General features: G+C 54.6%; 16 protein-coding genes and 2 tRNA genes. 7 read left to right on the top strand and 11 right to left on the bottom strand.

Features of this window, described 5'->3' with window-relative positions; genetic code table 11:
* Positions 1 to 9: 9 nt before the first annotated feature.
* From HRQ60_RS08940 to HRQ60_RS08920, 5 genes are all read right to left on the bottom strand, one after another.
* Positions 10 to 1,920, bottom strand: a complete 1,911-nt coding sequence (locus HRQ60_RS08940; protein ID WP_172195464.1) for a beta-glucoside-specific PTS transporter subunit IIABC — start codon at positions 1,918 to 1,920, stop codon at positions 10 to 12.
* Positions 1,921 to 2,109: 189 nt separating this feature from the next.
* Entirely contained in the window at positions 2,110 to 2,946 is an 837-nt protein-coding gene (gene licT, locus HRQ60_RS08935; RefSeq protein ID WP_172195463.1) for a BglG family transcription antiterminator LicT, read from the bottom strand.
* 216 nt (positions 2,947 to 3,162) lie between these two features.
* Positions 3,163 to 3,786, bottom strand: coding sequence for an SdpI family protein (locus HRQ60_RS08930; protein WP_172195462.1), 624 nt, complete (start codon positions 3,784 to 3,786; stop codon positions 3,163 to 3,165).
* Positions 3,787 to 3,789: 3 nt separating this feature from the next.
* A complete protein-coding gene (locus HRQ60_RS08925; RefSeq protein WP_172195461.1) occupies positions 3,790 to 4,062 on the bottom strand; it encodes an autorepressor SdpR family transcription factor in 273 nt (90 codons plus the stop codon).
* Positions 4,063 to 4,150: 88 nt separating this feature from the next.
* Positions 4,151 to 5,011 carry a helix-turn-helix transcriptional regulator gene (locus HRQ60_RS08920; protein ID WP_172195460.1) on the bottom strand — a complete coding sequence of 287 codons (861 nt, stop codon included), beginning with the start codon at positions 5,009 to 5,011 and terminating at the stop codon, positions 4,151 to 4,153.
* A gap of 135 nt (positions 5,012 to 5,146) precedes the next feature.
* Between HRQ60_RS08920 and fabF the strand changes: the two genes are divergently transcribed.
* Positions 5,147 to 6,397 (top strand): beta-ketoacyl-ACP synthase II, encoded by a 1,251-nt coding sequence (gene fabF / locus HRQ60_RS08915; RefSeq protein ID WP_172195459.1) that lies wholly within the window; start codon positions 5,147 to 5,149, stop codon positions 6,395 to 6,397.
* Between the two features lie 103 nt (positions 6,398 to 6,500).
* On the opposite strand, the gene HRQ60_RS08910 is transcribed toward fabF, so the two are convergent.
* The gene (locus HRQ60_RS08910) at positions 6,501 to 7,286 is read right to left on the bottom strand and encodes an SDR family NAD(P)-dependent oxidoreductase (protein WP_425501637.1); all 786 of its coding nucleotides are present in this window, start codon (positions 7,284 to 7,286) and stop codon (positions 6,501 to 6,503) included.
* A 235-nt stretch (positions 7,287 to 7,521) separates the two neighbouring features.
* Between HRQ60_RS08910 and HRQ60_RS08905 the strand changes: the two genes are divergently transcribed.
* From HRQ60_RS08905 to HRQ60_RS08895, 3 genes are all read left to right on the top strand, one after another.
* Entirely contained in the window at positions 7,522 to 8,175 is a 654-nt protein-coding gene (locus HRQ60_RS08905; RefSeq protein ID WP_172195457.1) for a TetR/AcrR family transcriptional regulator, read from the top strand.
* A gap of 139 nt (positions 8,176 to 8,314) precedes the next feature.
* A tRNA-Ala gene (locus HRQ60_RS08900) sits at positions 8,315 to 8,387 on the top strand.
* A 182-nt stretch (positions 8,388 to 8,569) separates the two neighbouring features.
* Positions 8,570 to 9,733, top strand: coding sequence for a serine hydrolase domain-containing protein (locus tag HRQ60_RS08895; RefSeq protein ID WP_172195456.1), 1,164 nt, complete (start codon positions 8,570 to 8,572; stop codon positions 9,731 to 9,733).
* 151 nt (positions 9,734 to 9,884) lie between these two features.
* Here HRQ60_RS08895 and HRQ60_RS08890 read toward each other — a convergent pair whose 3' ends face one another.
* Positions 9,885 to 10,970, bottom strand: coding sequence for an AI-2E family transporter (locus HRQ60_RS08890; protein WP_172195455.1), 1,086 nt, complete (start codon positions 10,968 to 10,970; stop codon positions 9,885 to 9,887).
* 225 nt (positions 10,971 to 11,195) lie between these two features.
* Between HRQ60_RS08890 and HRQ60_RS08885 the strand changes: the two genes are divergently transcribed.
* Positions 11,196 to 11,477: a DUF6171 family protein gene (locus tag HRQ60_RS08885; RefSeq protein ID WP_246281244.1), complete on the top strand. Its 282-nt coding sequence runs from the start codon at positions 11,196 to 11,198 to the stop codon at positions 11,475 to 11,477.
* Here the strand turns inward: HRQ60_RS08885 and HRQ60_RS08880 are convergent.
* The 4 genes from HRQ60_RS08880 to nirB form a co-directional block, all read right to left on the bottom strand.
* On the bottom strand, positions 11,474 to 12,319 hold the full coding sequence (locus HRQ60_RS08880; protein ID WP_172195454.1) for a methyl-accepting chemotaxis protein: 846 nt from the start codon (positions 12,317 to 12,319) through the stop codon (positions 11,474 to 11,476). The genes HRQ60_RS08885 and HRQ60_RS08880 overlap by 4 nt on opposite strands.
* A gap of 262 nt (positions 12,320 to 12,581) precedes the next feature.
* On the bottom strand, positions 12,582 to 13,409 hold the full coding sequence (locus HRQ60_RS08875; protein ID WP_172195453.1) for a formate/nitrite transporter family protein: 828 nt from the start codon (positions 13,407 to 13,409) through the stop codon (positions 12,582 to 12,584).
* 103 nt (positions 13,410 to 13,512) lie between these two features.
* The gene (gene nirD / locus HRQ60_RS08870; protein WP_172195452.1) at positions 13,513 to 13,839 is read right to left on the bottom strand and encodes a nitrite reductase small subunit NirD; all 327 of its coding nucleotides are present in this window, start codon (positions 13,837 to 13,839) and stop codon (positions 13,513 to 13,515) included.
* A gap of 24 nt (positions 13,840 to 13,863) precedes the next feature.
* Positions 13,864 to 16,302 (bottom strand): nitrite reductase large subunit NirB, encoded by a 2,439-nt coding sequence (nirB, locus tag HRQ60_RS08865; RefSeq protein WP_172195451.1) that lies wholly within the window; start codon positions 16,300 to 16,302, stop codon positions 13,864 to 13,866.
* A 556-nt stretch (positions 16,303 to 16,858) separates the two neighbouring features.
* On the opposite strand from nirB, the gene HRQ60_RS08860 reads away from it, so the two are divergent.
* Positions 16,859 to 17,971 (top strand): GntR family transcriptional regulator, encoded by a 1,113-nt coding sequence (locus HRQ60_RS08860; protein WP_172195450.1) that lies wholly within the window; start codon positions 16,859 to 16,861, stop codon positions 17,969 to 17,971.
* 203 nt (positions 17,972 to 18,174) lie between these two features.
* Positions 18,175 to 18,258: transfer RNA gene (locus HRQ60_RS08855), tRNA-Leu, on the top strand.
* Positions 18,259 to 18,332: the final 74 nt, after the last annotated feature.

Here is an 18,332-nt window from a genome sequence, read left to right as displayed (position 1 = left end):
TGAATAAATTCAGACCACAACGGTCAGCAGATGATCGGCGTAGCCGATATTTTTCTTTTCCGTTTCGATGACGTCCAGATAGCTGCCCGTATTCGAGATGATGATCGGGGTCGTCAGGATATAGCCTTCTTTGCGGATCGCGTCCATGTCGAATTCCATGAGCAGATCGCCTTTTTTGACGGCATCGCCCTGTTTGACTTTGGGAGTGAAGTGTCTGCCTTTGAGTTTCACCGTATCCTGGCCGACGTGGATCAGAATTTCGACGCCGGTGTCGCTGGTGATGCCGATCGCGTGTCCCGAAGAGAACAGGGAGGTCAGCACGCCATCAACCGGCGAGTAGACTTTGCCTTCAAGCGGTTCGATCGCGACGCCTTTGCCCATGGCTCCGGTCGAGAACGCTTCGTCTTTGATCGTGGACAAAGCGATGACATTCCCTTTCATCGGGCTGCCTACCGTTTCTTGTTGGATCACGGAATCGGTTTTTTTGATCGGCGTGTCGCTTTCCGTAACCGGATCGTCTTTGAACGTAAAAAGAGTGAGGACGACGCCGAGTACGAAACTGACGATAATGCCGATGATCGCTCCGTAGAAGCCGGCATCCAGTCCGTTCGGACCGATATAAGAGGGAATACCGAAGATGCCGAGGCCGCCGATACGGTAGCCCTGCGTGCCCATGGCGCCGATAATGCCGCCGCCGACCGCCGCCGCGATACAGCTGACGATGAACGGTTTTTTGCGCGGCAGCGTGATGCCGTAGATGGCCGGTTCGGTGACGCCGAAGATACCGGAGATGAACGCCGGGATCGACAGCGATTTAAGCTTTTTGTTTTTCGTTTTGAGCAGGATGGCCAGCACGACGCCCGTCTGGGCGAACGAAGCGCCGAACATGCCCGCGAGGACCGGATCTTTGCCGAGCAGGGTCAGGTTGTTGAGCGCGATCGGAACGAAGCCCCAATGCAGGCCGAATATGACGAACACCTGCCAGAACGCGCCCATGATGATGCCGGCCGCGATCGGGCTGAAGTTGTAGACGGCAAGCGTGCCGTTGCCGATCAGCGTGCCCGCCCAGGTGGCGATAGGTCCGATCAGGATAAACGTAAGCGGGACGATGACCAGCAGCGTGCAGAACGGAACGAGGAACGTCCGGACGACGCTTGGAATCGTATTTTTGAAAAATTTCTCGATCTTCGAACCTACAAAAGCCGCGATGATAATCGGAATGACGCTGGATGAGTAGGTCATCAAAATAACGGGGATGCCCAGGAACGTAATATAGACGGGCGATTCAAACAGCGTGCCGCCGAACAGCGTATACAGCGGCGTACTGCCGGGTGCCGATAGGGCGGTAATATTCGGATAGACGAGCGCTGCGCCGATTGCCATGCCGATAAAGTGGTTGCCGCCGAATTTCTTCGAAGCGGTGAAGCCCAGAAAGATCGGGAAGAAATAGAAGAGGCAGTCGCCGATCGCGTTCAGAATCTGGTAGGTGCCCGAAGCTTCGGTCAGCCAACCCAACGTCAGGAACAAGGCATTGAAGCCTTTGATCATCCCGGTCGCGGCCAGGACGCCAAGCGTCGGGGCGAATACGCCGGAGATCATGTCGACGAAGCGGCTGAACAAGCTCACTTTCTCGCCGGAACCCGAACCTTCGCTGTCGCCGGATTCGGAAGAGAACCCGCCGGCCGCGTTCACTTCCGCATAGACGTCCGGAACATGGTTGCCGATCACGACCTGATACTGCCCGCCGCTTTTGACAACCGTAACGACGCCGTCCATATTTTTGAGCACATCGGTTTGGGCTTTGCCCTCGTCTTTCAGTCTGAACCGCAGCCGGGTGACGCAGTGTTCCAGGCTGCTGACATTTTCCCGGCCGCCTACGTTTTGAATGATGTCTTTGGCCAACTTTTCGTATTTCCCCATGGTTCTCGCTCCTTATTAGGCAGATGGTCATCCAGGAAGAACTTATGAAAAAAGGCGAACCCCGGAAGCGCACGTCCCCGGAGGACAGGCTTCCTGTAGGTCTCGCCTGCTTTACCAGTCACGATCCGTCAAGGTATGAAATTGAATGCGCTTACGCAGTGCGGCAAGGATCGGCGGAATTCCGAATGTTCAGGGAGCCGCTTCCCGTGTTACGCGGTGGATATGCAGGGTCAGATACAGCTTTTCCTCGTCGGGCAGTTCGATCTGCAGATACTTTTCGACTTTGAGCATGCAGTCGTACGCCCGCTTGTACTTCGATTTAACCTGTTTCAGCAGAAAGTCGTCTTCGAGTTCGCCGCGCGCCGGCTGGTCGATCCGCTGAAAGAAAAAGCGAAGATGGGTGATAAAGCGTTCATAGCTCAGCGAACTTTCGTCCGGAGCCGAACCGTAGGTGTACTTGACGATGTTCAGAATATCGCTGATCTTGCCGGTCTGGGCGGAAATGTTCTCTGTCCGCCGCGAGGGCCGGTCGATCTGTGCATTGATCAGATGCATGGCGACATTCGCCGCTTCGTCTTCCGGAAGTGTTTTGCCGAGCGATTCTTCGATGAACGCCAGAGCCTTTCTGCCGATCCCGAATTCTTTCGGGTAGATGCGCCGGATTTCCCAGCTCAGCGGATTGGTCGTGGTGATACCTTCGTCGAGCAGCTTCAGCGCATTGTTCATGTGGTCGGTCAGCGTCACATAGATGTAATCGCTCAGCGGCACGTCGAGCATGTTCTTGCCGTATTCGATAATGTCGTAGCACAAGGAGATATACTCGGGCGGCACATCTTCCAGCAGCAGTTTGAATTTCTCCGAAGCTTCTTTTTGCTGAAGAACAAAAATCTTCTCGACCAGACTCTGGTCTACCGGTTCTCCGACTTTTTTTTTGAAAGCGATTCCGCGTCCCATGACCACGAATTCGCTTTTGCCTGTATCGCTTGCAATGATGGCGTTATTGTTAAAAATTTTACCGATAATCACATGCCGCCCTCCTTATCCAGCGAGATTGCGAAACGGGCAAGATAAGCGCTTACACCCCGAACTGCAAAAAAGGAAAGTTACGAAAAGAAGGCAAACCCCAGCACATGTACGCCTCGTACATGCAGTGGGTTTTGCCTTCTTCAGTAACAATCCCAACGCCATCATAGCAGGAACTACATCGCTTGACAAGAGAAAAAGTATGCGCTTTCTTCTTTTTTATTTTACCGCTGTAATCTTCTGCTGGTAGAGAAAAAAGCTGCAGGCGGCCGCAGCCGAGGTGGCGACAACCAGTACGATAAAGACCGGCAGCAGCATGGAACCAGGCAGGAAAGCCGAGAACAGCATCAGCAGGCCGCCTGCCATAAAGCAGAAAGCCATCCGCCGCCGGCCTTTGCGCCAGGGGTCGGAAGAAGGATTGGGTCCGCTCTCAGGGGAGGAAGCGTGATTTACCAGAGGCAGATAGTTGCCGACCGCGATAAATACGATACCGGTAACCAGCGGAGCAATGATTTGTTCGTCGACAGCGTAGCCCATGCCGTAGGCCAGAATAAGTCCGTGAACAAGAGCCAATCCCACATAAACGGCATTCATGACGGCGAACAGAGGGCGCTCCGTACGAGAGAAAGCCGGGTTCCGTTTCGTCAGGGAAGCGACCAGCAGGGTAAGAATCGTCAAGGCGAACAGCAGGGCCGGCATGATCGACACAGCGGCCATTTTGGACAGGAAAACGGTATTGTAGCGGGTGTTGGTTTCGATCAGATCGGGCAGCTTCGGATAAAACCAAACGCTGGCGGTCATAGAGAACATCAACAGAAGCAGGGGCAGAAATGTTTTTTTCATGGGTCACGCTCCCTCGTTCGAATTGAATTTCAACATCCAGGTCATCAATTCCTCAAACATGGTCAGATTGATCGAATAATGAATATGCTGGCCCTTTTTCTCGTTCACGACCAGTTCCGCCTGCTTGAGCAGATTCAAATGGTGGGAGATCGCCGGTTTGGTCATTTCGAAATGATCCGCGATTTCGCCGGCCGTCATATCTCTTTCTTTCAACATATCCAAAATAGTGCGCCGGGTTGGATCGGACAGGGCTTTAAAAGTGTCGTTGAACGACATGATTTCCTCCTTTCGGCTGCATTTAAGTATTTAAACAATTATTTAACAATTTAATAAAAACACGATTTTGAAACAAAGTCAATCCTTCTTATGGAAAATTTCCGATTGGGTTTTCCTGGTCCATCAAACGCCGGAGTTTAGCTTCGGTGGAGGTGCCGGAGGCCGGGGTATAGATGCTGAGCCGCAGATCGTCCTGCCCGGATGTACTGAGCGAAGTCAGTTCGTAGACCATCCGGCCCGCTTTGGCATGGCGGAATTCGAGATGGACCTCGGGAGCGTAGCTGACCTGCCCGTGTTCCCACATCTCCCGGAATTCCGGATACCCGGCCATCATTTCCTGCAAAAAGCGATCGTACCATCCGTCGCCGACATAACGGCCGTAGTAAGAGCGGAACAAGGACAGGAAGCTGCCGGCGAACTGTGTCCAATTAACGGCCAGACGCCGGAACTCGCGGCGTTCGAACAGCAACCGGATCATATTGCGTTCTTCGGCGGGGATCCGCTCGAAGTCCAGGAACACGAACGAAGCGGCCCGGTTCCACGCGACGATATGGCACATCCGGTCGGAGACGATGACGGGGCAGTCCGTCAGTTCGCCGATGATTTTTTGCAGGGAAGGAGGAATCGGCGAAGCGGCTCGCTCGACCGGATGGGCATCGGAGCCTCCGTCGGATGCGAGCGAATACAAATATTTGCGCTCGTCGGCGTTCATGCGCAGCGCAGTCGCCACGCAGTCGAGGACGGAAGGGGAAGCCTGGATATCGCGGCCCTGCTCGAGCCAGGTGTACCAGGTGGTGCTGACCCCCGCGAGCTGGGCCACTTCTTCCCGGCGAAGACCGGGGGTTCGGCGCCGGCTTCCGGCAGGAAGACCGGCCGATTCGGGCGAGATTTTGGCACGCTGGCTTTTGAGAAAAGCGGACAGCGCTTGAAGACGGGCAGCGGAATTCATGGACGACTCTCCTCTCGGCCGTCTATACGGGCAGTTCTTATACCCGTATAAACGATAACTTGTACTAGGATATTATCCATGCCATTATAGCGGTAAAGGAAGCCTGCGACAAGAAAACGAGAGGAGCAACAGAAGATGGAAAGCAAAAGGGAACGGGTTGTGATTACGGGAATGGGCGTGGTGACGCCGCTCGGCAGCGGGGTGGAGAAGTTCTGGTCGCGTCTGGTCGAAGGGCAGTCGGGAGTCGGTCCGATCGAAGCGTTCGATACGGCCAAGCACAAAGCGAAGATTGCGGGAGAAGTTCGGGATTTCGATGCGGCGGCGCTGCTCGGAGCCAAAGAAGCGCGCAAGCTGGACCGCTTCTGCCAGTTTGCGTTGGCTGCGGCCGACGAAGCCGTCGTGCAATCGGGACTGGATCTCGGGCAGACGGACCGCGAACGGATGGGCGTCTATATCGGATCGGGAACCGGAGGAATCGGCACGCTGATGGACCAAAGCGAAACGCTGGCCGCACGCGGGCCGGGGCGGGTCAGCCCTCTGCTGGTACCGGCGATGATTGCCAATATGGCCGCGGCGCTCGTCAGTATCCGCTACGGGGCGCTGGGTCCTTCGCTTGCGCCGATCACGGCGTGTTCGATCGGCAATACGGCAATCGGCGAAGCGTTCTACCAGATCCAGGCCGGCCGTTCGGATATCATCCTCGCGGGCGGCAGCGAAGCGGCGCTGACGGAGATCGCATTGGCAAGTTTCTCGAATGCGACGGCCTTGTCGACGCGTAATGACGAGCCGCAGCGGGCCAGCCGTCCGTTCGATGCGGAGCGTGATGGTTTCGTGATGGCGGAAGGAGCCGGCATTCTGGTGCTGGAATCGCTCAGCCACGCGCAGGAGCGGGGGGCGGTCATTCTGGGCGAAGTCATCGGATACGGAGCAAGTTCGGATGCCTACCATATGGTGGCGACGCCGGAAGACGGAAACGGAGCGGCCCGGGCGATGCGGACGGCACTCCGGGAAGCGGATATAAGCGCGGCGGAGATCGATGTGATCAGCGCCCATGCGACCAGTACGGTGATCGGCGACCGTTCGGAAACGGCGGCGATCAAGACCGTGTTCGGCGAAGACGCGTACCGGATCCCGGTGACGGCAAACAAGTCCATGACCGGGCATATGCTGGGGGCTTCGGGAGCGGTGGAAGCGGTGGCGCTGGTCAAGTCGCTGCAGACGGGACTCATTCCGCCCACCATCAACCTGGAACAGCCCGATCCGCTGTGCGATCTGGATTATACGGCGGGCGAAGCGAGAAAAGCGGAACTGCGGATCGCTATCTCGAACTCGTTCGGATTCGGAGGACATAATTCGGCGATTGTGCTGAAAAAGTATGAAGCGTAACAACAGGCGGAGCATGAACACGTAAAGAAAAGTCCAAGAAGTCGGCCCCGGGCCTGACTTCCTGGACTTTTTTGCATAGAACGGTTCTGCCGCTTCAATGGCTTCACGTGCGCGGGCGAAGCATCCGTCCGACCAAGAACAGCATTTGTTTGCGGGTAAAAAACCGGGACAGCTGGGAAGAGACAAAGTTTTGAAAACCGGGAATGACATAGACGCGGTTTGCCTGAAGCGAACGGAAAGCCGCTTGGACGACACCGGCGGGCGTGCCTCTTTTGCCGACGGAAGCTTCGTTCGCTCCGACTACGTTGAAGAATTCGGTTTCCGTCGATCCCGGGCACAAAGCCAGAAACTGTACGCCGCGTTTTCGGTTCTCTTCCCACAGCGCCTGGGTAAACGACAGGATAAAAGATTTGGTTGCGCCGTAGACGGCCATATTCGGCAGAGGTTGAAAAGCTGCGGTCGAAGCGACATTGATGACGATACCGCTTTTTCTTTTTAACATGTCCGGCAAAAACAAGTGCGTGAGATCGACGACGGCCAGCACATTGAGTCGGATCTCTTCATGCTGCCGCGCTCCAGAGAGCTGTTCGAACAGTCCATAGGTGGCGAATCCCGCGTTGTTGACCAGAATATCGACATGTAGGCCGCGCTCCGTACATTGTTGATACAGGCGGGCCGGCGCATCCGGTTGAGACAGATCGCAGACGATCGCTTCCGCTTGAACGCCGTATTGGTTGTGCAGCTTGGCTGCCAGGTCGATCAGTTTGGCTTCGGAGCGTGCGACCAGAATCACGGCATTTCCTCTTTTTGCAAATTCATGCGCGAAAGCTTCGCCGATCCCCGAAGAAGCCCCTGTAATTAATACCTGCTTGTTTGTTGTCGATTTCACGAAATGATCGCTCCCCGTATTCATTTTTGAAACAGTGTTTCTATATGAATCATTGTATTCGTCCTTGTTTTTAAAGTCAATTTAAATATTTGGGAGATTGGAACTGCCCGAATGGCGCACACTTGGCCGGGGTTCGATCTTTTTATTCGTTGGCATTTTGCAGAAACAGCCGCTAAAATAAAGAGCAGACAAAAATCGGCCTCGGAAAATTCACAGGCTAAGGGTGTGAAATCTTATGCAGGATCCGTCGACGGCGCTTTCCAAAAAGGAACGTGCGCTGACAACTTATCAAAAAGCCAAACTTCAGCATACCGAAACATTGAAGCTCAGCATGATCGAAGCGGCGGCGTCCATTTTGCAGGAATCCGGCGCGGAAGCCGTTACGATTCGCAAAGTCGCCGAGAAAATGGAATGTCCGACCAAGGTGATCTACAATTTGTTCGGGAGCAAGGAAGGGCTGGTCAAAGAGCTGTTCCTGGAAGGGTGTACGCTGCTTGCGGCTGAGTTTCAAGCGGTTCCGAAGCAGCAGGATCTCAAGCTTTATCTGTATGATCTGGGACAAGCTTATTGGGAATTCTCGCAGAAATATACCAGCTATTATAGAGTCATGTTCGGCGGGGCGTTCAGCGAATTCAAGCCGGAAGAAGAAAGTCTGCAGACCATGGTGACGGCGCTGGAGCAGGTGAACATTGTGGTGGCCGAAGCGATGGAGCAGGGTCTCATGGCCAAAGAAGATCCCAATCTTGTCGTGGGGCTGATCTGGGCTTCGCTGCACGGAGTGATCGATTTGTATCTGGGCGGACATCTTCCCGGTGCGGCGGCCGCGCAGCTTTTGTACGAAAAATCGATATCCGGCTTGACTCAAACCTTATTCGTCCAAGCAGACTGAAAAGCGATACGAATAAAAGATTTCCTTTAATGCCGCCTTTGCGGGTTTGTGCAAACGGCGGCTTATTGGAGGGTGAAAAGAAGGGTTGACTCGGTAAACGCTCTATGATATATTATTTCTTGTGAGAAAAACCAGATACGGGGCCTTAGCTCAGCTGGGAGAGCGCGTCGCTGGCAGCGACGAGGTCAGGGGTTCGAGCCCCCTAGGCTCCATATAAGCAGGACAGGAATAAACGGCCGTCGAAGGGTATCCACCTTTCGATGGTCGTTTTTTATTTGCGTGGATAGCTGGATAAACCGGTTTCGGTCTGTCAAAATAGACAGAAAGGGTAACGCTTTCAGGCTGCCTGTCAGCCGTAGATGAACCATTCCACTTATAAAGGAGAGTTACACGTATGGCACAATTCGATCACCTGTCCGCGCTGCTTCAATCTTTTTCCGAGACCGGTCCTGCCGGCGGCGCCTGCATGATCGCCAAGAACGGCGAAGTGGTCTACGAACATTATTTCGGACAAGCCAATCGAGCAAAAGGGATCGACACGGGGCCGGATACGGTATTCCGTCTGTATTCGATGACGAAAGTCATCGTCTGCGCCGCGGCCCTGATTCTGTTCGAGCGGGGCAAGTTCCTGCTGAACGAACCGCTGCACCGGTATCTGCCGGAGTTCAAAGACGTACAGAAAACGGTGACGGGTCCGAACGGGCAGGTGCATACCGAGCCGGTTCAGAATCCGATCCTGATCCGGCACGCATTCACGATGATGACCGGACATCCGTATCCGTACGGCGAATCGCTGTCCGTGCGCGAGATCAACCGGCTGCGGAACGAACTGCGCGAACGGACCGGAGGGCGCTACACGCTGCGGGACGAGATCCGGGCGACGGCGCAGGCTCCGCTTATGTTCGAACCCGGCACGCATTGGCTGTACGGATACGGACACGATCTGGTCGCGGGCCTGATCGAAGTAATATCGGGCCAAAGCATCGGCGAATTTCTGCAGAACGAAATCTTCGGACCGCTTGGCATGACCGATACGGGTTACCGCTACCGGGGCGATATCGAAGAACGTATGGCCGTGATGTATGAACGGGCGGAAGACGGTACGCTGACGCCCGCATCCGAGGAGATGGACGCGCTGCATCATCCCGATTCGCTGCTGGAATACGGGGGACAAGGGTTGTATGCGACTGCTCGTGATTACCTGAAATTCGCCACGATGATGGCGCAGGGAGGAACGCTGAACGGAGTGCGTATCCTGGGCCGCCATACGATCGACCTGATGCGAACCAACCACCTGGACGCCGCGCAGATGCAGGACTTCGGAGGTTCCTATTCGGCCGGTTACGGCTACGGGCTGGGTGTCCGGACGCTGATCGACCGGGCGGCGGGCGGCAGCAGCAGTCCGCTCGGCGAATTTGGCTGGACCGGCATGGCCGGCACCTGGACTTCGATCTCGCCGGAGACGAATACGGCGATCGTCTATATGCACCAGATGCTGCCGAACATGGAAGAGCATTATCATCTGCGCGTGCGCGCGGCGGCTTACGGAGCGCTGTAGCCGAAGACGAAGTGTACGCAGTTTGAGCGTACTCTTTTATCCAAACTTCAGCGAAGCCGCAGACAGACCAAAAAACCGAACCGCGAAAATGCGGTTCGGTTTTTTCTTGAAAAGACTGCGCCTTATGAAGCCGCAGCGCCTCTGTCGATTACTATTGAATCGTAGGCGGCATGGCCGGCGGTTCGTTCTTCTTGGCCGCGGACGCTTTGCCGCCCGGTTCAAGCGGAACTTCCAGAATATCGAGCAGGAAGATGAAGATCGGCACACCGACGATCAGGCCCCATGCGCCGAGGAAATGCTCGCCCAGCAGCAGGATCAAGAACGTGAAGAAGATCGGCAGATGCGTCTTGTTCGACATGAATTTCGGGTTGAGAATATACGCTTCGATTGCATGCAGGACGACGATCATAATCAGGATATAGATGATCATCTTGAAGCCGCCGATGTTGAAGGCAATCGCGCACAGCGGAATCAGCGAGATGACAACGCCCATAACCGGAACAAGGCCCAGTACAAAAATCATCAGCCACAATGCGAACAGATTCGGGAAACCGAGAATCCACAGGAACACAAGCGACAGCAGCGAATTGGTCAGCGAGATCATGAACTGCACCTCGATCACCTTGCCGAACGAAGTCACGAATTTGCGTCCGAAGTATTCAAGTTCCGTGAAGAAGTAAGCGGCTTTGCTGTAGCGAAATTTGGACATCAGCGAGGTGACTTTGTCTTTTTCCAGATTGAAGAACAAACTCAGGATAAAAGCGATAAACAGATTCAGGCTCCATTTGCCGATATCGCTCAGCGTGTGCAGCAGGAAATCGAAACCGCCTTCGACATAACTCGCGATATCGAATTTCTTGAGGGAATTCATGATATAACGGGTGAATGCGTTATCCGGCAGCGCCAGGTTGGACAGATTGTTGTAGAACGAGATGACCTGATTGATAAGCTGCTGGATTTCGTAGATAAATACGGGAAGATAGCGGTAAATCCCGAATCCGAGTGCGAATACAAGCAGCGCATAAGTCAGGAGCAGCACCAGTTTGTTGTTAATCTTGATCCGGTCCGTACCTTTGCGAACAAAACGGTGCAGGCGGTTCATCAGGTAAGTGAGGATAAAAGTGATCAGCAGCATGCTGAGCATGCTCCGGAGCATAATAAGCAGCACGACAGCCAGAATCAGCGCCAGTGCTCTGCGAATTCCCGGAATGTAGAAAAAATCTCTGAGGGCCTTCATGAAATCGCGGTTCTCTCCTTCGGAATCAGACTTTTCAATGCGCCGGCGAAGCTTCGCCAACAGCAAATATATACTTATAGTTTAGAGGCTGGCACCCTGTAAAAGCAAGGTCGGAAAGCAGGCGATTTGGCATCGGCAAAAAGAAAAAAAGAAGGATTGACCGTCCGGGCGAAAATGTCCTTATAATAACGGATAAAAGGGTAAAAGCGGAGAGGAGAACGGCGGATGCGAGAAAAGAACCGAATGTGCCGAAGCTGCGGCGACGAATTTGCGGTGAACGACCGTCAAATGGAAAGGCTGCTGGCTTCGCCGGCGTTTGCACCGGAACTCAGAGTGAATCAAGCCGAATATGAAGCGAGGCTGCAAGCCTGCGGCGGCTGCCCCAAATTCCAGGGCGGCACCACCTGCATGCTCTGCGGCTGCCTCGTTCCCGTGATCGCCTACCTAAAAAGCAAAAGCTGCCCGTTTCCCGGGTTGGACCGGTGGGCAGCTTCGGCGGGTTCTTAACGAACCGAGTCGTGATAACGGGTCAGATTGCCTGCCAAATCCTGCATGGATTCGCCGGTCTGCTGCAGACGTTCGATCACATCGGTAAAGGTCGTTACGAGATTGGCTTGTTCCTGAGAAGAGGCGACAATCTGGGAGATCTCGTTTTCCATGACGCGGATCGAATCCTGAACGTCTTTGAGTGCGATTTCGATATCGGCGGTGGCGCTTTTGGAATGGACGGCGAGCTTTCGTACTTCGGTAGCGACGACGCCAAAGCCCGCACCCAGCTCGCCGACGCGTGCCGCTTCGATCGCGGCATTCAGGCCGAGCATATTCGTCTGATCGGAGATTTCCTTGATGAGTGTCGCGACACTGTTGATCTTGACCGATTTTTGCACGGCAGTCTGGGTGTTGGTCAGGATTTGTTCGCTTGTGGCTTGAAGTTCCTGGGCGTGGGCGGCCACGTGCTGCACCATATCGACCAGATGGCTTGCGATCGAATGGTTGTCGGCCGCAATGCTCTTGAGCTTCTCCTGGTTGGTCTGATCGTACGTTACGGTCAGGACGGCGGCGACTTCGTTTTGTTCAAGCAGGGGGATAATCACCGCATGAAGCGGATAACCATAACCGAACATGTCGGCCGGATATTCGGCGAGGGAAGGTTCTTTGCGGCCTTTGAGCGCACCGAAATCTTCAAAACCGGGATACAGTTTGTCTCCGGTCTTGAGACCGAGATCGAAATTGCCGGATTGGACATAATAGAGGATGTGGGAATGATCGTAGATCGTGATAGCTGTGTTCTCGCGCATCATTTGACTCAGGTAAGGGACAACCTGCATCATGGAATCGACTATAGTCATGCTTGGGTTCACTTTCCTTTCTGTATGGGCAAACGGAAAAAAGGAATCTGTCGGCTGCAAAGAAAAATCAGGCTTATGTTCCTAAGCCCTTCGTATCACTCGAATATAGAGATAGCAGACGGAAAAAACCATGTAAAAGCTGGAAAATACCGAAAATTAGTGACAAAGAACTAGTATGGTTACAAATCGAAAACGTTTCAGTCAAAAAAAGACCTCCAATGCGCATTCTGCACGGAGGTCTTTGGCGTGGATGAAATTCGGTTTAGGAAGCGGAACGTGTCTCATTTGGAAGCGTGTTTTGCGATTCCTGGGAAGACTTGCGGACCGGAGAGATGGTCCAGTAAGCGGCACCCACGAAAAACGCTCCGCCGACGATATTGCCCAGAGTGACCGGAATCATGTTGTGCAGCCAACCGGCGAGCGTAATCGTTGCCGGGTGGCCCGGCAGCAGAAGCGCCGTGCTGAGCAGCGTCATATTGGCCACGCTGTGCTCATAGCCGCTTGCGATGAAGGCGAACAAGCACCACCAGATCAGCATGATCTTGGCTGCATCGTTCGTAGTCCGGCTGGCCATCCAGATCGCCAGGCAGACGAGCCAGTTACAGAGAATCCCGCGGAAAAACAGTTCCATAACCGGCAGGCTCATTTTTTTGGCGGCCGCAGCGAAGATCAAATGCTCCGGTGCGATGCCTTTGAACAGTCCGGTTCCAAGCACGAGCAGGCTGAGCACGACGGCCCCCGCCAGATTGCCGAAAAAGACGAGTGTCCAGTTTTTGCCGAGATCTTTCATCGAAGTGCGCCGGGCCAGAGTCGAAGCGGTGAAGAACATATTGTTGCCGGTAAACAGTTCCGAACCGGCAAAGATCACGAGGGTGAGGGCAATCCCGAACGAAGCGCCCATCACCAGCGGCTGAAACGGCGACTTGATCGCGGCCAGCGGAGCGCCAAGCGAGAAGATCAGGATAATGCCGAGACCGACGAACGCACCGGCCAGCATGGCGCTGATCCAATAACGCAGCGGATGCTCATTCATGAAATCTCTTTTTTTGACTGCGGCTTCGACAACGGACTTTACGCTTTCGGTAAACATAGGGGTCAGCCTCCTGGGCATGGGAATGGACAACATGGATCAAACTTTGAAACGGAACGGCCGCCGAATCTATGCTCGGCCGTTCCGGATGAATAGGCGATGACTATTTGAATACGACGACTTGGCCGCTCTGTACCTCGACGCGGAACGTGTTTACTTGACCGGAATCCGGTTCCTGCACGAGACCTGTTTTCAGATCGATTTTCCAATCGTACAGAGGGTCGTAGATGTAATGGCCGGATACGATCGATTCCGCCAGCGGGCCGCCTTTCGGATGCGGATTGCGGTTCTCGACCGCATAGAATTCGTCATCCGAAGTGCGGAATACGGCAATCTCGGTCTCGTCGAGCAGGAAGACGCGTCCGATCCGGCTCGGAAAGCCGTCGATCGAGTCAAGCGCGATAGGTGCGGCATTGAAGGATTGAGTCATGGTCAAGCTCCTCTCGAAATCTGTTTAGGCTTGCGGAACGACCGGTTTGGCCGTTTCGAACAATTCGCTGCGCAGTTTTTTGTCGTTCAATACTTGTTTCCACGGATCTTCGACGAAAGTCAGGGCATGTTCGATGCTGTCGACCAATTTGCGGCGATTTTCGGCGTCGGCAACCGTTTTGGCGTAGATATCTTCCAGCCCGATCCGTTCTACCCATTCCGATGTCCGTTCCAGGTAGTTGCCGGTCTCCCGGTAGTACTGCATCACGGCGGCGACCGTATCGGTCAATTCCTCGTCCGTTTTCACTTTGCAGAGCGAGTCGGCCAGACGGGCTTTGATCCCGCCGTTGCCGCCGACGAAGATTTCCCAACCGCCGTCATTGCCGACGATGCCGATATCCTTGGTGCACGATTCCGCACAGTTCCGAGGGCAGCCGTTGACGGCGATTTTGAATTTGGCCGGGAAGTCGAGCCGTTCGAATTTGCGTTCGAGCATCGCGCCGACCGCCATGGAATCCTGCGTGCCGAAGCGGCAGTACTGCGAACCGACGCATGTTTTGACGGTCCGCAGCGATTTGGCGTACGCATAACCGGAAGGCATATCAAGTTCTTCCCAGACTTTCGGCAGGTCTTCTTTTTGGACGCCGATCAAGTCGAGACGCTGTCCGCCGGTGACTTTAACCGCTTTGACATTGTATTTGACCGAAACGTCGGCGATTTTCTTGAGGTCTTCCGGAGTCGTGACCCCGCCGTACATTCTCGGAACAACCGTGTAGGTTCCGTCTTTTTGGATATTGGCGTTCATGCGTTCGTTGACGAAACGCGATTCTTTCTCGTCTTTGTGTTCGCCCGGATAGATGACGCCCAGGTAGTAGTTGACGGCAGGACGGCACTTCGAGCAGCCTTCCGGGTTGTGCCAATCGAGAACGTGCATGACTTCTTTGGTCGTGCGCAGGCCTTTTTCCTTGATGCTGGCCACGATCTCCTGACGACTCATCGGCGTACATCCGCAGATACCGGTCTTGACCGTTTTCTGGAAGCCGTCTCCGAGCACGAAGCTGAGGATTTGTTCGACAACCGGTTTGCAGCCGCCGCACGAGCCGGTCGCTCCGGTGCACGCTTTGATTTCGTCGACCGTCGTCAGGCCTTTTTCCATAATGACGTCGACAATAACTTTTTTGGTGACGCCTTTGCAGCCGCAGACGATTTCGTCGTCGGCCATCTTCTCGACAGCCGCCGTCTTGGACTTGCCGCCGCAGTGGCCGCCCGTACCCATCAGATCGCCGTAGATTTCGTCGGTCATCTCCGCGGCTTCACGAACGTGTTTTTGCAGCGAAGCCGATTCCGTGACATCGCCGAACAGGACGGCACCGACGATTTTGCCTTGATCGAGCAGGATCTTTTTGTAGGTGCGTTTCCATTCGTCTTTGGCCGCGATGACCGTATGCTGGGGACCTTCGATAAATTCGCCGGCCGAGAAAACGTCCACGCCGGAGATTTTGAGTTTGGTCCAGGTGATCGAACCGTTGTACCCTTCCGTTTCGATGCCGCAGATATGTTTCGCAAGCACGCTGCCCTGCTCGAAGAGCGGAGCGACGAGTCCGTAGCACATGCCGCGGTGCTCCGCGCATTCGCCGACCGAGTAGACGTCGGGAGCCGAAGTACGCATGAAGTCGTCGACCAGGATGCCCCGGTTGGTCTCGATGCCGCTGACTTCGCCGATCTGTTTGTTCGGACGAATGCCGACGGCCATGACCACGAATTCGGCTTCGAGTTCTTCGCCGTCCGTAAATACCAGTTTGCGTACGCGGTGATCGCCCTGCATTTCCGCTGTCGATTTGCCCATCGCGAATTTGATGCCCTGGCGTTCCAGCTCGGTCTTGAGCATGGCGGAAGCCTGGCTGTCCAGCTGGCGTTCCATCAGATCGTCCATCAGGTGAACGACGGTGACGTCCATGCCGAGACCGACGAGGCCTTTGGCCGCTTCGAGACCGAGCAGTCCGCCGCCGATCACGGCTGCTTTCTTGTACTGCTTCGCCGCGTCGAGCATCTGGTCGCAGTCCGCGATATCGCGGAATCCGACGACGCCTTCGCGTTCGCTGCCGGGAATCGGAAGCATCAGCGAGTTCGAACCTGTGGCGATCAGCAGCTTGTCGTAAGACTGCGTCAGGCCTGTATCGGTAAGAACCGTTTTGCCCGCCGTATCAATATGAGTCACCGTGGTGCCGGTATGCAGCGTAATGCCGTTCTCCTTGTACCAGCTCCAGTCGTTCAGCACGATATCTTCGAGGGATTTGCTGCCTTCGAGCACGTACGACAGCATGATGCGGTTATAGTTGGGGTGGGGTTCGCTGCCGAATACGGTAATCTCGAAACGGTCGGTCAGTTTCAGGATTTGTTCCAGCGTGTTGATACCGGCCATACCGTTGCCGATGACGACGAGTTGTTCTTTTGCGGTGTTCATAAGAAAAGGCCTCCTTGGCGTTTGAATTCGGTGAGAGGGAGAGACGCTTCAGTAAGAGCAAGCGATTCGCCGGGTTAATGTGATAATCTTCACAAGTTAATTCTTGGGAAACGGCGGGGCCGGAAGATCCGGTAAGCCGCCGCTATTTCAAATTTGATCTAACCTACGGCCTTATTATATTTAATTAAAATTCAAAGGGTTTGTGACTGGAATCACATCATTTGTGAATTTTTTCACTGATATTTGTCACAACTTTTTTGAATACTGCCCAAGTCCGGTTTGAAGCGGGTGTACGGGAACTTTCGGACAGAATTACTTCTAATTTTATATATCGGGATCTTTTAATGAAATGATTAGAAAAACGAATAAAAATCCCAATAGCTGTATAAAGTGCTTAAACTGCGGATTTCGCTTGCATTATGAAACGGGCGGCTTTAAGATTTGATTGTACGTACAACTGGGCGGAATCCCGAGTCTGCTTTGCAGATCGACTTTGCTTGCCTAAGCAGGGTTGTCGTCGAAAAGAAGTTCGAACCGCAAATACAGACCGAGGTGAATGAAGATGAACAAACGGCTTCCCAAATATATGATCTTAAAAAATGAACTCTTGAGCTGGATCGAAAGCGGAAGACTGTCGCCCGGAGGCCAGGTTCCGTCGGAAAACGAAATCGCCGAACAGTTTTCGCTCAGCCGCCAGACCGTTCGCCAGGCCTTCTCGGAACTCGAACGCCAGGGTCTTCTTGAACGGGTACAGGGCAAAGGGACGTTCGTGCGAAGAGCCGGCGTTCGGGACGAAGCGTCGCAGCCGAGAACCATCGGTATCGTAACCACGTATATTTCCGACTATATTTTTCCGCATATCGTGCGCGGGGCGGAAGCGGAACTGCGCAGCCGCGGTTACCGGCTTCTGCTGGCCAGCACGGATAACGACAAGGAGAAAGAAATGGAGTGCCTGCGCCTGATGCTGAGCGAACCGCTCAGCGGTTTGATTATCGAACCGACCAAAAGCGCCGAAGGCAACCCCAATCTGCCGTTCTATCTGTCGATGCAGTCGAAGAATCTGCCGTTTCTGATGATTAATGAAAGCTACCGCGAACTGGAAGTGCCGTGTCTCAAAGTGGACGACGAGCTGGGCGGTCTGACGGCGGCCCGTTATCTGATTAAACAAGGACATACGCGGATTGCCGGATTTTTCAAGACGGACGATCTGCAGGGAGTCAACCGTCTGCGCGGATTCATGCATGCGCACCGGGAAGCGGGCATCCCGCTGGCTCCCGATCATGTCGTCACGTATACGACGCCGCAAAAAGGCGATCTGCCCCTGAAGCGGGCGAGAGAACTGCTCAAAGGTCCGGATCGTCCGACGGCGCTTGTCGCCTACAATGACGAACTGGCCGTTCCGCTGATCCATGCCGCACGGGAGCTGGGTCTGTCGGTACCCGGCGGCGTGTCGGTCGTCGGCTTCGACGATTCGGCCCTGGCGCTGGCCTCCGGCATTCCGCTGACGACGCTAACCCATCCCAAAGAAGAGATGGGCCGCGAAGCGGCGAGGCGGCTGATTGCTATGATCGAAGGCGGATCTTTGTACGCGGCAGGCGAGGCGGAAGACAAGCTCTATATTCCGGAATTGATCGAGAGAAACTCGGCGGCGCAGCCGCAGCGCGGATAGAAGGCGTGCCCGGTTCGTCGATCGGCATCTGCCGGCCGCCGTTTTCTTGCCTGCCCGATCCCCGTACCCGTGCCGGGCAGAATTCGCTTCCGGCAGAGTTCCCTTTGGCAGGAGAAAAGATTTTTCTTGCCAAAAGGCTTGCCATCCGCCTGCCGTCTGTGTTATATTATTCGGGCAGGGCAAAACGCCCGGTTTACTATTATGCGGTCGTGGCGGAATTGGCAGACGCGCACGGTTCAGGTCCGTGTGGGTTAACACCCGTGGAGGTTCGAGTCCTCTCGACCGCATCACGTTTGATCGAAAGCCGTCGGTTTCCTTTTGGGAAATCGGCGGCTTTTTTTGTTTTTCCAAAGGGGATGCG

It is taken from the genome of Saccharibacillus qingshengii (assembly GCF_013185195.1).
In the GTDB taxonomy this organism is placed as follows: domain Bacteria; phylum Bacillota; class Bacilli; order Paenibacillales; family Paenibacillaceae; genus Saccharibacillus; species Saccharibacillus qingshengii.
This window is presented reverse-complemented; position numbering and strand designations above follow the sequence as displayed.